At 59.5% G+C, this 13,556-nt stretch carries 13 protein-coding genes and 2 pseudogenes; 3 read left to right on the forward strand and 12 right to left on the reverse strand.

Features of this window, described 5'->3' with window-relative positions; genetic code table 11:
• The 9 genes and pseudogenes from FVF75_RS00665 to FVF75_RS00705 all read right to left on the reverse strand — a co-directional run.
• Positions 1 to 579, reverse strand: a pseudogene (locus FVF75_RS00665) (nuclear transport factor 2 family protein); the annotation flags it as partial.
• Between the two features lie 22 nt (positions 580 to 601).
• On the reverse strand, positions 602 to 1,696 hold the full coding sequence (locus tag FVF75_RS00670) for an ornithine cyclodeaminase (RefSeq protein ID WP_148375822.1): 1,095 nt from the start codon (positions 1,694 to 1,696) through the stop codon (positions 602 to 604).
• A gap of 32 nt (positions 1,697 to 1,728) precedes the next feature.
• Positions 1,729 to 2,784 carry an ester cyclase gene (locus FVF75_RS00675; protein WP_148375823.1) on the reverse strand — a complete coding sequence of 352 codons (1,056 nt, stop codon included), beginning with the start codon at positions 2,782 to 2,784 and terminating at the stop codon, positions 1,729 to 1,731.
• A 195-nt stretch (positions 2,785 to 2,979) separates the two neighbouring features.
• Positions 2,980 to 4,212 (reverse strand): ABC transporter substrate-binding protein, encoded by a 1,233-nt coding sequence (locus tag FVF75_RS00680; RefSeq protein WP_246137957.1) that lies wholly within the window; start codon positions 4,210 to 4,212, stop codon positions 2,980 to 2,982.
• Positions 4,213 to 4,619: 407 nt separating this feature from the next.
• A complete protein-coding gene (locus FVF75_RS00685; RefSeq protein ID WP_148375824.1) occupies positions 4,620 to 5,666 on the reverse strand; it encodes an ABC transporter ATP-binding protein in 1,047 nt (348 codons plus the stop codon).
• Positions 5,667 to 5,678: 12 nt separating this feature from the next.
• Complete coding sequence (locus tag FVF75_RS00690) at positions 5,679 to 6,560, reverse strand: carbohydrate ABC transporter permease (protein WP_148375825.1); 882 nt, start codon at positions 6,558 to 6,560, stop codon at positions 5,679 to 5,681.
• A gap of 7 nt (positions 6,561 to 6,567) precedes the next feature.
• Positions 6,568 to 7,596, reverse strand: coding sequence for a carbohydrate ABC transporter permease (locus FVF75_RS00695; protein ID WP_148375826.1), 1,029 nt, complete (start codon positions 7,594 to 7,596; stop codon positions 6,568 to 6,570).
• A 285-nt stretch (positions 7,597 to 7,881) separates the two neighbouring features.
• Positions 7,882 to 8,859 (reverse strand): nuclear transport factor 2 family protein, encoded by a 978-nt coding sequence (locus tag FVF75_RS00700; protein ID WP_148375827.1) that lies wholly within the window; start codon positions 8,857 to 8,859, stop codon positions 7,882 to 7,884.
• Between the two features lie 63 nt (positions 8,860 to 8,922).
• The gene (locus FVF75_RS00705) at positions 8,923 to 9,375 is read right to left on the reverse strand and encodes a histidinol dehydrogenase (RefSeq protein WP_148375828.1); all 453 of its coding nucleotides are present in this window, start codon (positions 9,373 to 9,375) and stop codon (positions 8,923 to 8,925) included.
• Between the two features lie 130 nt (positions 9,376 to 9,505).
• Between FVF75_RS00705 and FVF75_RS00710 the strand changes: the two genes are divergently transcribed.
• Positions 9,506 to 9,799: a hypothetical protein gene (locus FVF75_RS00710; RefSeq protein WP_187392942.1), complete on the forward strand. Its 294-nt coding sequence runs from the start codon at positions 9,506 to 9,508 to the stop codon at positions 9,797 to 9,799.
• Complete coding sequence (locus tag FVF75_RS00715) at positions 9,796 to 10,482, forward strand: M48 family metallopeptidase (protein WP_246137958.1); 687 nt, start codon at positions 9,796 to 9,798, stop codon at positions 10,480 to 10,482. The genes FVF75_RS00710 and FVF75_RS00715 overlap by 4 nt, the downstream gene beginning before the upstream one ends.
• Positions 10,483 to 10,491: 9 nt before the next feature.
• Here the strand turns inward: FVF75_RS00715 and FVF75_RS17915 are convergent, their stop codons facing one another.
• Complete coding sequence (locus FVF75_RS17915) at positions 10,492 to 10,896, reverse strand: DDE-type integrase/transposase/recombinase (protein ID WP_148375830.1); 405 nt, start codon at positions 10,894 to 10,896, stop codon at positions 10,492 to 10,494.
• Positions 10,897 to 11,046: 150 nt separating this feature from the next.
• On the opposite strand from FVF75_RS17915, the gene FVF75_RS00725 reads away from it, so the two are divergent.
• Entirely contained in the window at positions 11,047 to 11,271 is a 225-nt protein-coding gene (locus FVF75_RS00725; RefSeq protein WP_222861178.1) for a hypothetical protein, read from the forward strand.
• A 179-nt stretch (positions 11,272 to 11,450) separates the two neighbouring features.
• Here FVF75_RS00725 and FVF75_RS17460 read toward each other — a convergent pair whose 3' ends face one another.
• Both FVF75_RS17460 and FVF75_RS00735 read right to left on the reverse strand, forming a co-directional pair.
• A complete protein-coding gene (locus FVF75_RS17460; protein WP_246137959.1) occupies positions 11,451 to 12,053 on the reverse strand; it encodes a TIR domain-containing protein in 603 nt (200 codons plus the stop codon).
• 131 nt (positions 12,054 to 12,184) lie between these two features.
• A pseudogene (locus tag FVF75_RS00735) lies at positions 12,185 to 13,418 on the reverse strand (IS256 family transposase).
• Positions 13,419 to 13,556 lie beyond the last annotated feature (138 nt).

A 13,556-nucleotide genomic window follows, 5' to 3' on the forward strand; every position in this document is an offset into this window, starting at 1 on the left:
GGTCAGCATCGCGTTGATCGCATCCAGCGTCGCCTTGCCCTTTGCCGGGTCCTGCGCACCCCACATCAAACCTTCATGTGTCATCGGGCCGGGCTGCACCAGATGAGCGCCGGTTTGCGGAGGAAACGGGTTCTGGCCCGCCTGGACCATCACTTGCGGGATGTCGCAGAACATCGCGGTCTCGGTGATCTTGCCGTTTTCCACCCGGTTGAACTCGACATAACGCAGCATGGTGATGCGGCCGGTTGGCCGGATGCCAAGCCAGGGATGGTCGAAAAGCCCCATCAGATGCCCCATCGACACGACCCAGACGGAATGAAATCCGTCCATCTCGTTGCGACCGGCAAGAAAGATGTCGGGGCGGCGTTGAAGGCGGGTGAAGGACGCTTTCAGCGGAGACCAGAACATATCCGCCACCGCCTCGGCCCCGGTCTGTTCGTGGAACGGGTGCATCCCGCGCCAGAGCCAGCGATCGCCCGTATAACGCGCCAGAACCTCGGCCACGGCCTCGGGCGCGGCAGCGGACAGGTCGTGATGATACTGGCGGACGAGATCCTTTGCGGGTTGGAAGTCGGTCATGTCGTCTCGCATTCCTGCTGGATCAAACAGCCATGTTCTCGATGCCGGCGGGCGGCGCGGATTTTGCCCGTTCCAACATGCCGAACAGGTCGCGCGGGTCATCGGGGTCGGCCAGCATGTCGAGCTTTTCGCAGAACGCGCCATTGCGGACGTTGGAATAGACAAAGCGCAGCGCCGAGAAATCCTCGATCGCGAACCCGACGGAATCAAACAGCGTGATCTGGCGATCGTCTTGGCGACCCGCCGCGGCGCCCGTCATCACCTGCCAAAGTTCGGTGACGGGATGATCCGCGGTCAGTTGCTGAATCTCGCCCTCGATGCGGGTCTGTTCGGGGTATTCAACGAATATTTTCGACCGCATGAGAATATCGCGATGCAGTTCTGTCTTGCCAGGGCAGTCGCCGCCGATCGCGTTGATATGCACGCCTGCTCCAACCATGTTGTCGGTCAGAACGGTCGCGTTCTGCTTGTCGGCGGTGCAGGTCGTTATGACTTGGGCGCCTTCGGTCGCCTCTTCTCCGCTTGCACAAGTGACGATTTCGAATCCCTGCGCAGCCAGGTTCCTGGCCGCTTTCCGCGTTGCCGCCGGGTCGATGTCGAAAAGACGGAGACGGTTTATCCCGCACATCTCGCGGAAGGCGACTGCCTGAAATTCGCATTGCGCGCCATTGCCGATCATCGCCATGACTTCGGCGTTCTTGGGCGCCAGGTATTTTCCCACTAGGGCCGAGGTTGCGGCCGTGCGTAGCGCAGTCAGAACCGTCATCTCTGTCAGAAGGATTGGGTAGCCGTTCGCGACCGAGGACAGCACTCCGAACGCGGTCACGGTCTGATAGCCTTCGCGCTGGTTCTTGGGGTGACCATTGACGTATTTGAATCCGTAGTTCTCGGCATCCGCGGTTGGCATCAACTCGATCACACCATCGCGGCTGTGCGATGCCACACGCGGCGTCTTGTCAAACTCGGGCCATCGTTTGAAATCGTCCTCGATATACTGCGCCAGCTCGCCCATGAAGACAGCGGCACCCGTTGTGTTCACGAGGCGCATCATGTTTTCGACCGAAACGAAGGGGAGAAGTGCGGTTTCAGAGGGTTGCAGAAAGGTCGATGTTGTCATGGGGGCGGGTTTCCTGGTCGCAAGGTGTTTCGTCACGCCCGTTGGCGCGTTTGCAGCAGCATCGTCATGTCGCCGGGCTCTGCGCCCTCGCGGTCGGACAGGGGTTCCACCGAACGGTGCCCACCAGACTGCAACAGGATCTGCTTGAAGATCGCCACCTCGTCATACAGAGCGTATTCCCGGCGAATGCCGCGCGGGCCGAACTCCACATGGGAAATACCCATGACATAGACTTCAGCTCCGGTGGGTTTGCCAAACGCGCCCCAGCCCTCATGCTTGCCGTGCAGGGTCCAGCGCAGCGCCGCACGGGGGGGCATCAGGTCATCCACTCGGCCGATCCGGTGTTCGATCGAAAATGTCGCATTCGGTAGTGCTGACCGAAGCTGTGCCCAGAAGGCGTTCACACTGTTCGGCGTGTGTTCGCTGCGTCCGCCAGCATATATCGTGTGGCACTGTTCGTCATATTCATCCAGAATCGTGCTCAGATCGCCGGACATGATGCGATTCAAGATCGCTTCGTATTTGACACCCCAAGGATCGTCGTTGCCGTACCCTTTGTACGGGCCGGGCAGGTTATTGACGGCAGTCAGCGGCCTGACACAGTTTTCCGGTCCACCTTCTTCCTCGATCTGATAGGCGGCGAAATCGCGTGGAGTCCAGTCCAGTTGCCGGACAATGCCGCCGGTATCGCGGATCAGCCATTCGTCGTCGATCATGTCATCTCGAGCAGCACAATCGGCGATGATCCAGTACCAAGCCTTTTTTCCTGTGGCCTGCCCATAGGCGCTGTCGTGGTCATGCACAAACACGTCGCAGACGCGATGCGAGGAATAGAAATGCCCGGTCGCATCTGCCGACCAGATCACATCCTCGGCACCAGCGGTGCGATAGGGGGCTGCGCCGAGGGATGCATAGGTCGCCTGTATGGTCGCATTGACACCCAGCGAAACTGCGCCCGGGGTACGCACGACAATATCCTTGGCGTAATAGTCGTGCAGGGCCAAAATCTTGCGTTCGTCCCAAATTTCACGTGTGATTTCGATGACGAAATCGGTGAAATCGGGCCAGGTCTTGCTGAATTCGGGCATGGGAATTCCTGAATCTGGGGGTTGTGGCATATCGGCGGGCCAACGTGTTCCGAGCTACTCTGATCCTATATTGCACTTCTTTCATGCACAAGATGCACGATGCTGCGCTCGCACCGTGTAGAAAAACGCCGCCATCGGACGGATGGCGGCGTTGCCGGCAGAGGGCAGCGCCCGACAACGGGCGCTGCGGCGATGTTACTTCAAGTATCCGCTTTCGCGCGCCGCAGCGCTGTAAGCGGCTTCGACATCGGCCAAAGCCTGCTCTGCGGACTCAAGCCCCTGCATGTAGTCACCCAGGTTCTCGCCCAGAGCGCTGTGCAGAAAACCCATGTAGGGCAGCATCGGATAGGGCCGTGCACCCGCTGCGATATTGGCGGCGACGCCTTCTGCGGTCTTGGTCGGCTCATATCCCTTGACCAGCCAAACGGCCACATCGCGGTGCTCCTTGGCCATCTCGGGCCGGATCCCATGCACCATCGCGCGGAAAGACGCTTCGGCATCCTCGTCGGACACATTCCTGGCAATGCTGAAACCGTCCCACCACAGCGCGGCGGCAGGTACGCCGCCTTCTACGGCGGCCGGCATTGCGGCGACCCGGGTCACATCGGCGGTGGGGTTGCTTTCGGGATCCATCAATTCGCGGGCACGCGAGCCCCAGGCAAACATCATCGCCAACTCACCTTCTTTCCACAGCGGAATAAGCGTTGAGGAATCGTCGGTGCTATAGTCATGGCGCATGTATTCGGTGAAAGCTTTCATCCGCTCGAGCGTTTCAACGCCCGCTTCGCCACTGATGGCAAGCTTGGCGCTTCCCGGTTCGAAAAAATCGGCTCCGGTGCCGAGATAGGCGTTGATGAATTCTGCCGCCAACCCCCAGCCCGGCAGATACTCGGTTCCGAAAGGCGCATCCATCACCCCAGCGTCGCGCAGCTTTCTGGAGGCCGCCAGAATCTCGTCAAAGGTTTGCGGCGGCTCGATCCCGTTTTCCGACAGGATGTCATCGCGGTAGTAGAGATGCTGGCCATTGGCGAGAAACGCGATCGCCATCACCTTGCCGTTCACCTTGATCAGCTGCTGCGGAAGCAGGTCCTGGCCCCATTTTTCGACATATTCATCCAGTGGGCGGATCAGATCCTCACCCAGCAATGGAACGATCGAGTTGGTTGCCACCACGGCCACGGTATATGCGGCCGGGTTGGTGGTCAGCGCCGGAACCTGGATGGCCTTGTGCTCGGTGGTCTGATCCAGCTCGACCGAAACGGTGCCGGAGGCGCATTCCTTGACCGCGCCGCCGACAACCCGCAGCGCCTCGAAGTCATTGGACAGCACTCGCACGGAACCCTTTTCGATACCGCAATCAGCTTGTGCCATCAGGGTTGACGCAAATAGCAGGCCAAGCCCTGCCACGGTTGATTTCAGGTGTTTCACAGGTTCCTCCCGTTTGAAAACGATGGGTTCAGCGAGATGCGGATATGCTGAGCCTAGAAAATGTGTATCACGATCGCAATCTTGGTGCAATAAAATTGCACATTGTGTGCACCTATTCTGGCAGAACTGCATAGCCTGGTGTGAGAATACCGGCAGCGCATTTCGCCGCCGATCCCTCCACAGTCGTCCAATCCACATTGACCCGATCTGCCTCGGTCAGCAGTGGCATCGGCTTAAAGAAACCTTCAAGCCTCGCCTGGTGGCATTATTGGCGGCCCAATCGGTGCCCCGAACGACACATCTGACTGAGAACATGCATTACCGGGCGACGGTTGACGTCACGGACCGTGGCCACCGGGGCCTGCACGTATCGAAGCACCTGCGCCCTGCCACTGGCAGTTCAAACCTTAGAGCCGCTCGCCGGTTTCGGTGTCGAACAAATGACATGCATCGGCCGGGATATCTGCCTGTACAACATCCTCTATTTCGGCGCGAAATCCCTTATTGGCGCGCACCGACACCAATGCGCCCCCAAGCCGCCACGTGACCATCGAGGCCTCACCAAGAAGTTCGATGGAATAGATCGGCGCCGAAATGTTGCCGTCGGTTTTCACGATCTCGGCATCCTCAGCGCGGAAACCCAGCGTGACATTGCCGGACTTGTCCGCGCGCAGGCCGATAACACGGATGCCCTGTCCCTGGAACACGCCTTTCTCGAGCCGCCCTTGGACAAGGTTCATGGCAGGCGAGCCAATGAAACTTGCGACGAAGACGTTGGCGGGCGTGTCGTAGATTTCGGTCGGCGTGCCGACCTGCTGGATACGACCCTTGTTCATGACCACAACGCGGTCCGCCAAAGTCATCGCCTCGATCTGGTCATGGGTCACGTAGACGGTCGTGGTCTTGAGCTTGGATTGCAGGTTCTTGATCTGGGCGCGGGTCGAGACGCGCAGCTTCGCGTCGAGGTTCGACAGCGGCTCGTCCATCAGGAACACGGTCGGTTTGCGCACGATAGCGCGGCCAAGAGCGACGCGCTGGCGCTGACCACCTGACAGTTCCGCAGGGCGGCGATCGAGGAAGTCCTCAAGCTCGACCATCCTGGCCGCCCGCATGACCATCTCGTCATGCTGCTCCTTCGGCACGAGGCGCACCCGCAGCGGGAAACGGATATTCTCGTAGACCGTGAGGTTGGGATAGAGCCCGTAGCTCTGAAACACCATCGAGATATCGCGGTCCTTGGGTTCGAGGTTGTTGACCATGCGGTCGCCCAGCCAGATCTCACCTTCACTGACCTCTTCAAGCCCAGCGATCATGCGCATCGTGGTCGTCTTGCCGCAGCCTGAGGGCCCCAGCAGGACAAGGAATTCCTGGTCGGCGATGTCGAGGTCGAAATTGTCGACGCCGACGAAACTGCCCCAACGCTTGTTGACGTTCTTCAGTTGCAATCTTGCCATGCGCTGGGCCTCTTATCCTTTCACCGCTCCAGCGGTCAGGCCGCTGACGAGGCGCCGTTGAAAAATCATAATGAACACGAACAGCGGAACGATCGAGGAAACCACGGCGGCGACGGCGTACATCACCTTGCCTTCCTCCTGGCTCGATCCAAGGAACGAGTTGATCTGCGGGATCATCGTCAGGTTTTGCTCACTCAGCAGCATCGAAGTGACCGCGAAGTCGTTATAGGCGGTCAAAAAGCTGAACAGCCCGGTGGTGATCACGCCCGGCCACATCACCGGAATGATCGCCAGCCGGAACGCCTGGAACCGGGAACAACCATCGACCAATGCCGCCTCATCCAGATCGCGCGGGATCGACTTGAAAAAGGAATGCAGCATCCACAGCGTGAACGGCTGGTTCATTGCGACCAGCACGATGATCGCTGTCGGCAGATAGCCCCAGATATTGAGTTCGAAGAACGGCAGCATATAGCCCGAGATCAGCGTGACACCGGGCATCGCGCGAAACACCAGCGCCATCATCAGAAGCCAGAACGAATACTTGTAGCCCGAACGCGCAAGGGCGTAGCCGCCAAGGGTGCCGAGGGTCAACGAAACTGCGACGACCGATACAGTGACGATGGCCGTGTTGATCACCGCGCGGTAGAATTCCCGCTCGATCCAGGCACCTTCATAGCCCTCCATCGTGAACGTGCTGCCATGTTTTTCCTGCGTCAGGGGGCCGGTGACCGCGTTCATCCAGTCGCTGCGGCTGAAGAAATCACCCTCGACCTTGAAGCTTCCCCACATAGTCCACAGGAACGGAAACGCGGCAATGATGATCCAGATCAGGACAATCGAGATCGCCAGGGCCTTGAGAGGCAAGGGGCGTTTTTCTGCAGGGTTTGACATGATCCCCTCAGCTCTTGCGATTGAATTCACGCCAGTTCTGACGTAGCACCGGCAACAACAGGATGATGATGCCGAAAATCGTCAGCATCGACGTCGCCGCGGCGGAGCCGAAAAGCGGTGTGTTCGAAATGCGCAGATCGTTGAAAATAAGATAGCTGAGCGACGAGGCCGAGGCCGAAGCCGCAAAACCGATGATCGGCTCGAAAACCCGGAAATTGTCCATCAACTGCATCAGCGCGACAAAGATCGCCAGCGGCATCAGATGCGGAATGGTGACGAAGCGGATCCGTTCCCACCTATTGGCACCGTCCACCATCGCGCTTTCCATCGTATCCTGCGGCACGGTCTGCAAGCCGGCATAGAACACAACGAAGGCAAAGGGCGCCGAATGCCAGACCCCATAGGTGAACAGCGTCACCCAGGTTAGCGTCGGCGATGCCTTGAGCGATAGCGTCGGGTCTGCAAACAACACTTGCAAGGACGCCCCGATCACTCCGCGCGAATCGATCATCCAGAATAACACCAGCGACCCGATCAGCGGCGTCACGATCATCGGCAGAAGCGAAAAGAAGATCACCGGCCCCTTGAACAGGCGCGGCACCATGTTGACCACGATCGCGATTATGAAGCCGACAAGCATCACCAAGGGAGTCACGATGAGCGTATAACTCACGGTAAAGATCAGTGCATTGTAGAACGGCAGGTTCATGACCCGGTTGCGGAACTCGCGGAAATCCGCGCTGGTTGCGAAGATTTCGGCAATCTCATCGGTCGCCAGGTGGCTTTCATTGAAATAGGTCCCCAGCCCATTGAACCGCCCAGCGGGCTTTTCCTCGCGCAGTTTGCCCATCGCTTCCGCGTCGACACTGACCTCTTCGGTGCAGCCGAAAGGGCCGCAGGTTTCGCCCACGATCATGATCTGTTCATGTTCGACATGCAGCGATTGATAGACCACCGACACAATCGGCAGTGCGATGAATAGGATCATCACGATCAGCGAAGGCCAAAGGAATGAGAGAAAGACTTTATGGGGCATTGCATCCTCTCCTCAGGCGGTGCCGCTTGGTCCACGCGACGCTGTTTACGAGTCATGGCCGAACCCGGGGCGAGCGCCCGTTATTAGGAATGGTATCCCGCAACGTCAGTCATTGCAATAATTTTGTTAGTTTTGTGCAGATATGTGCAATTGGTTGTGCATATTTTCACTGTGAGTGCTTTCAACCGAGCCGTCACACGGCCAAGGCCGGAATTGCCCGAAGGAACGGGGCCGGCCCGGTCGATGGGCTGGCCTCGTTCGACCTTGAGACCCCACAAAACGGCATCAGTCGTGTGAGCCGCTATGGATCAGGATCTGTTTCCAGATCGATGCTTCGTCGAACAGAGTCCACTCGCGTCGCAATCCCCACAAACCGAATTCGACATGGGTAATCCCCATGATATGGACGTCGGCGCCTGAGGGCTTTCCAAATCGTCCCCATCCGTCATGCTTGCCGGTCAGCGACCAGCGCACCGCGGCGCGGGGCGGCATGCACTTATCCTCGCGACCGATGACATGATGCAGCTCGAATTTGGCCGATGGGAAGGATGCGCGAAGGTGCATCCATTCCGTTTCGGCAAAGGCCCAAGACCAGCCGGTGCGCATACCGGGATGTTCGGAATACACGGCGCGGTCATAATCGCGTTGGATCACGGAATATTCGCTGTTCATGATCCGGGTCAGAAGCTCGGCCAGCTTCTGACCCCACTCGTTGTCATTGCCCTTGCCGTTGTAACGGCCTTTCACATCGGTCGCCGGTGTGAAAGGCATACGCGCCTTTTGCGGCCCGCCCTCTTGCGTGATGCGGTCCCGGACGTTCTCGATCGGGTCGATCCCGAGCTGCATCATCAGCCCTGACGTGTCGCCCAGCACCCACTCGTCATAAATGACGTCATCCTTCGCGGCGCAATCGGCCATCGCGCGGGTAACGAATTTTCGGCCGGTCGGCGGGCCATATCGACCGAAACCGGTATGCGTGCCGTAGGTCAGCACGCGGTGCGAGGACAGGTAGCCTTCGTCGTCATCGCCGGACCAGATCACATCCTCGGCCAGAAGTTGCTTGTCGGGAAACTGGCACAACGTTTCGACCGTGTCCTGAATGACCGGCACATTGCCTTGCAACACTCCACCGGGTGACCGCATGATCACATCCGGGGCGTAATAGTGATTGAGGGTCGCGAGGCCGCGATCTTCCCAGATCTCCTTGGTGATCTTGATGATATAGTCGGGAAGATCTGTGAATTTATCTTGAAAACCTTTCATGGTCTCTCCATTGCCTGGTTGTGCTGCCGACACTCCGATCTGGGTGTCAGCAGCGGGGTGCATTTACGCGGATGGACGGTATTTTTTTGCGGGTTTGCCCTGCCGCCTGATGGTGACCACCGACATCGGGGCGCATGCCATGATCGAGAATTCTCTGCAGGGGGCGCCTCGACAGACCGACCGCACCGGAGTGTTCTTGGGACGGAGAATTTCATCAGGCACGATCTCGACCGCGACGTCCCCAATGCTATCACGCTGCGCGTGAGTGAGATGCTTTACCTGCCTGTGAGCATCCGGGATGTCAGCCATGACCTCTGACCTGACCGTAGCGTTATTCCCCTGACTCTCACCTTCGCTCTGGCAATTGGCGTCGCGGCCAAATGAATCGAACGTCACCGCCAATTTCGACACCACAATACCGGCGAGTGTCTCGATATCTTCCAACGCTCCAGACGCGACGGCGATCGCCCGGGCTGCATCAACGGCGCGATTCGCTTCAGGCTTGCTTTGCCTCAAGTATTCAACGGTCAATTCATGACACTCACTATTCCAGCACGACCCCAACACTCGGCCGGTTACGTGCTCCTGCGAGCAGGTCGCCAAGCCGCAGACTGGCGCCCCGGCGGTTCCGGTCGTCGACCGAACCATGCATCTGCTTTGCACCTATCTGCAACCATTTTTGCACATGTCTGCAATATTTCTTTGCATCGAGAAGGAGCAACCCCTGCCCATATGCAAAACATTGGGAAAACGGGATGCCAGCTTGGCGCGCCAGCAGGAGTGTCGCCGGCATGTTCCCCAGAACAATCTGCGCAAAGCCATCGATGACTACTTCTTCGACGTCCTGCGCGATGAGAAGGGCGTCGACTTGCCGGTTGAGATACTCGACGATCTCGAACTGAAGATCATGGAACTTGCCCGGGCCCGGTTCGCGGCATGACGCGGGAGTTGCATTGCCTGCAGTACGGTGAGCAGGAGATCCGGTACGAGATTGTCCGCCGCCCGAGGAAGACGTTGGAGATCGCCGTGGAGCCGGACGCTTCGGTGGTCATCGCGGCCCCGGAGGACGCGACGCTTGATGCCATAGACGCCAGGCTGCGGAAGCGAGCGGCATGGGTGATAAGGCAGCAGCGGTATTTCGCCCAGTTCCTGCCGCGCACGCCGGATCGCAGGTTCGTCGCCGGGGAGACTCATCTCTACCTCGGGCGCCAATACCGGCTGAAGGTTGTCCCGCATGTCCAAGAAAGCGTGAAGCTGATCCGCGGCTTCATCGTCGTGCAGACTCACCGGCCGACCAGGCCGGAGGTGACATGCGAACTGGTCGAGGCATGGTACCGGGACCGGGCCCACGTCAAGTTCCGCGAGCGGATCGAGCTCTGTCTCGGTCTGTTCCCGGATCCCGAGGCATTCAGGCCGATGGGTCTCATCGTACGCCAGACCCGGCAGCGCTGGAGGTCCATGTCACCGGCCGGAGGTTTGCTACTCAATCGTCGTCTAGTTCACCCGCATAACCCTCCAAAACAACGGAAAAATCCGGCCGCAGTCGGATGGGGAGAACGCTTTCGCGAGGGCAAGTGGCGGAGGTGTCAGACCAATGCGAACCAGTCTCAGCTAGGACAGTGAGGCTGTCTCTTACCTCGCGCAGAGACCGCGCAACTCGGCGAGAGCGACGGCGCGATTTTGTTTGAAGATGTCGCGACGGGAGAGACTGCGTTCCCGGTTGAAATGGTTTGAGACCGAGGCGTGGGCAGCTGTGAATTTCAGCAGACTTCGCATCCTCCGGAACCGCAGCATCGCCAATTCCCGTCGTCGAACTGGCAGGTGTGAATTCTCGGCCCTGTTGTTCAGCCACCGGCCTGTTTCCTGTCGATCGGCGTTTCCGATACGAACCCAAGCGCCGCCCGCTGGACGCGCGCGAAGCCGCCGCCCTTCTGGGCGTTCAACCTCGCGCACCGAAAGGCCCTGTTCATGCGTCAGCCGCAGTATTGTTTGTATGTCTCGCACGGTCGTACGCCTCGGTTGCTTGCGTCTTGGCATGTCCCCTCCCGGTCTCGATCAAGACCGGCAGAATGCCGTGACGACGCAGGCGATGACAAAACGTGCCCAAGGCCCCCGGAGCTGTCCGGGAATTACCGAAATCCCTGTCCGGGATTTACCGAAACGCGTGTCCGGGATTTACTGAAATCCGTGTCCGGGAATTTGCGAAACCCGCAGGTGCAGCGCATGGAGGAAGCGCGCAAGCCCCGCAGGTCACGTATCGCCATCGCGTTCGGCTCGTTCAACTGCTTCGAAGAAAAAATACGCGCCGAGGTGGAAGCGGGTTCGCTAGACCGGATCGACATGCTTGGCGAGACGGGTGACGGTGGCGTGCTGCGGTGCCTGCGTCAGTGGGAGGAAGACGGGCTTATTTAGGTTTGCTCAGCCGCTGCCGCAGGAGATGGCAGGGCAGCGGCACGCGGTCTCGCCTACCGCGCGTCCCATAGGAAACCGTCGGACGCAAAACAAACGGAACCAGTCGAACACGGCTTCTCCTTGCCGTGCGAACCGACAGGCGCTCTGTGCCGATGGCGGCGCAGGGCGCCCCCGTCAGACTAGACGTTTGCGAGTGATATTGGGTAGCCTTGCGCCTGCATCTCCTTGGCGAGCAGAAGACCCGCTTCCTTTTGGAGGTTGTCCTTATAGGGAATGTAGATCAGCCCCTGAATGTCGGAAGGGCGTTCCATATTGTCTTGCTGCTTCATCAGAATCGCCACCCTCTTTCTTCCGAGCAGGGTGAGCATCATGCCAAGTTCCATAACAACGTTTTGCCGGGCGCGATAGGCCTTCTCATCATCGTGCCCTGCCCGATGACCTTCATTGTCCGGCGTAGCCAACACCACAGCGAAATTTACTCCAGCGATGGTTGTCTCAAGTTTTTCGATGATGGTCTGCCCTTCTGAGGGAAGCTGGTCCAAAATCAGTGGTTCCAGCTTCCACCGGCGAAGCATGGCTTCCAGCTCAGTACGTGCAGCATTGTCGTGCCCGTATACGACGAACACCTTGCTCAAGACCGGTTTCGCCGCCGCGGCACCGCCATTCGCTGCAACAGCTTGAGGTGCTGGCACACCCAAGCATTCTTTGACCGGATCTTGGTTCTTGCCCTGAACGTTGAACTTGCCGGTGTGGTAGCTGTTAACGATTGCGCCGCTCTGCAACCTGAGTTGTGTCCCAGTTCCGTTTGCAAGCGCGGTCTCTTGCGCAATCTCGAGCCCGGCAGCCGGTAGTGCCCCGTGGCGTGGTGTAGGAACTGGCATTCACCTGCTTCTTCATAGCTGGTGTCGCTCGTTCACTGAGCGGCGATCATTGCCGTCTCGTCATCATGGTTGCACAGGGCCGTCAGCTTTTCCACCGGCATGTAGCGGCGGGAGACGGCCCACTCATCATTTTGCTCCAACATGAGCGCCCCGACGAGGCGGACGACGGCCTCGCGGTTGGGGAAGATGCCGACGACGTTGGTGCGCCGCTTGATCTCCTTGTTGACGCGCTCCAAGGGGTTGGTGCTGTGCAATTTCGAGCGCAGGCTCTCGTCATAGGCCATGTAGGCCAGCACGTCGTGTTCGGCGTTCGCCATTGTCCTCGGACCAATGGCGGACAAAGGCTCGCTCCATCAGTTCGGCGACATCGCGGAACCGGTCACGAAGGTTGTCGGCGACTTCGCGCCAGCGGGCATGGGCCCGGTCGCGGTTCTTCTCGGCGAAGACGGTCTTCACCACGGCGCTGACCACAGGCTTGTTCGCCTTGCTTACGCGGGCCAGCAGGTTGCGCTGGAAATGCACGCGACAGCGCTGCCACCCGGCGCTCAGGACCTTGCGCGCAGCAGCCTTCAGGCCCTCATGGGCGTCGCTGATGACCATCTGCACGCCGCGCAACCCGCGCCGTGTCAAAGAGCGCAGGAAGTCGGTCCAGAACGTTTCTGCCTCGGATGGCATGACGGTGATCCCCAGGATCTCGCGCCGCCCGTCGGTATTGACCGCCACGGCCACTATCACCGCCATGGAGACGATCCGCCCGCCCTCGCGCAGCTTGACGTAGGTGGCGTCGAGCCAGAGAAAGGGCCAGTCGCCCTCCAGCGGGCGGTTGAGGAACGCCTGCACCCGCTCGTCGATCTCCTCGCACAGCCGCGAGACCAGGCTCTTGGAGGTGCCCGTCAACCCCATGGCGCGCACCAAATCATCAACGGACCGCGTCGAAACGCCATGGATGTAGGCCTCCTGTATCACGGCCATCAGCGCCTTCTCGGCGGTCCTGCGCGGCTCGAGGAAGGTCGGGAAGTAGCTACCCTTGCGCAGCTTCGGGATGTTCAGGCCGATGGTGCCCGCGCGGGTATCCCACTGGCGCGGCCGGTAGCCGTTCCGCTGGTTCTCACGGTCCGGGCTGCGCTCGCCGTGTCCGGCCCCGCAGACAGCGGCCACCTCGATGTCCATAAGCCGCTGCGCGGCGTCCTGGATCAGCTCGCGCAAAAAATCCGCGTCATCGCTCTTGGCGATCACGCCAGGAAGGTCGATCATGGCATCGGTCATCGTGTTCTCCTTCGTTGTCATCGGTCGTTGAACAACCTCAGACTACGAAGAAACGCGGTGGCCGCCAGCCCGGCCGCGCGCTGCGCTAAGCCAAAGGCTTCGCGCGCGGCCTCCTACACCATCCCCGGGGACACTACC

Origin of the sequence: Maritimibacter fusiformis, from assembly GCF_008086115.1 — a bacterium.
Lineage (GTDB): Bacteria > Pseudomonadota > Alphaproteobacteria > Rhodobacterales > Rhodobacteraceae > Muriiphilus > Muriiphilus fusiformis.

Coding starts and splice junctions, on each gene's coding strand:
- FVF75_RS00670 (WP_148375822.1), bottom strand. CDS start 1,696: ATGACAACATCGACCTTTCTGCAACCCTCTGAAACCGCACTTCTCCCC.
- FVF75_RS00675 (WP_148375823.1), bottom strand. CDS start 2,784: ATGCCCGAATTCAGCAAGACCTGGCCCGATTTCACCGATTTCGTCATC.
- FVF75_RS00685 (WP_148375824.1), bottom strand. CDS start 5,666: ATGGCAAGATTGCAACTGAAGAACGTCAACAAGCGTTGGGGCAGTTTC.
- FVF75_RS00690 (WP_148375825.1), bottom strand. CDS start 6,560: ATGTCAAACCCTGCAGAAAAACGCCCCTTGCCTCTCAAGGCCCTGGCG.
- FVF75_RS00695 (WP_148375826.1), bottom strand. CDS start 7,596: ATGCCCCATAAAGTCTTTCTCTCATTCCTTTGGCCTTCGCTGATCGTG.
- FVF75_RS00700 (WP_148375827.1), bottom strand. CDS start 8,859: ATGAAAGGTTTTCAAGATAAATTCACAGATCTTCCCGACTATATCATC.
- FVF75_RS00710 (WP_187392942.1), top strand. CDS start 9,506: ATGCATCTGCTTTGCACCTATCTGCAACCATTTTTGCACATGTCTGCA.
- FVF75_RS00715 (WP_246137958.1), top strand. CDS start 9,796: ATGACGCGGGAGTTGCATTGCCTGCAGTACGGTGAGCAGGAGATCCGG.
- FVF75_RS17915 (WP_148375830.1), bottom strand. CDS start 10,896: ATGCCAAGACGCAAGCAACCGAGGCGTACGACCGTGCGAGACATACAA.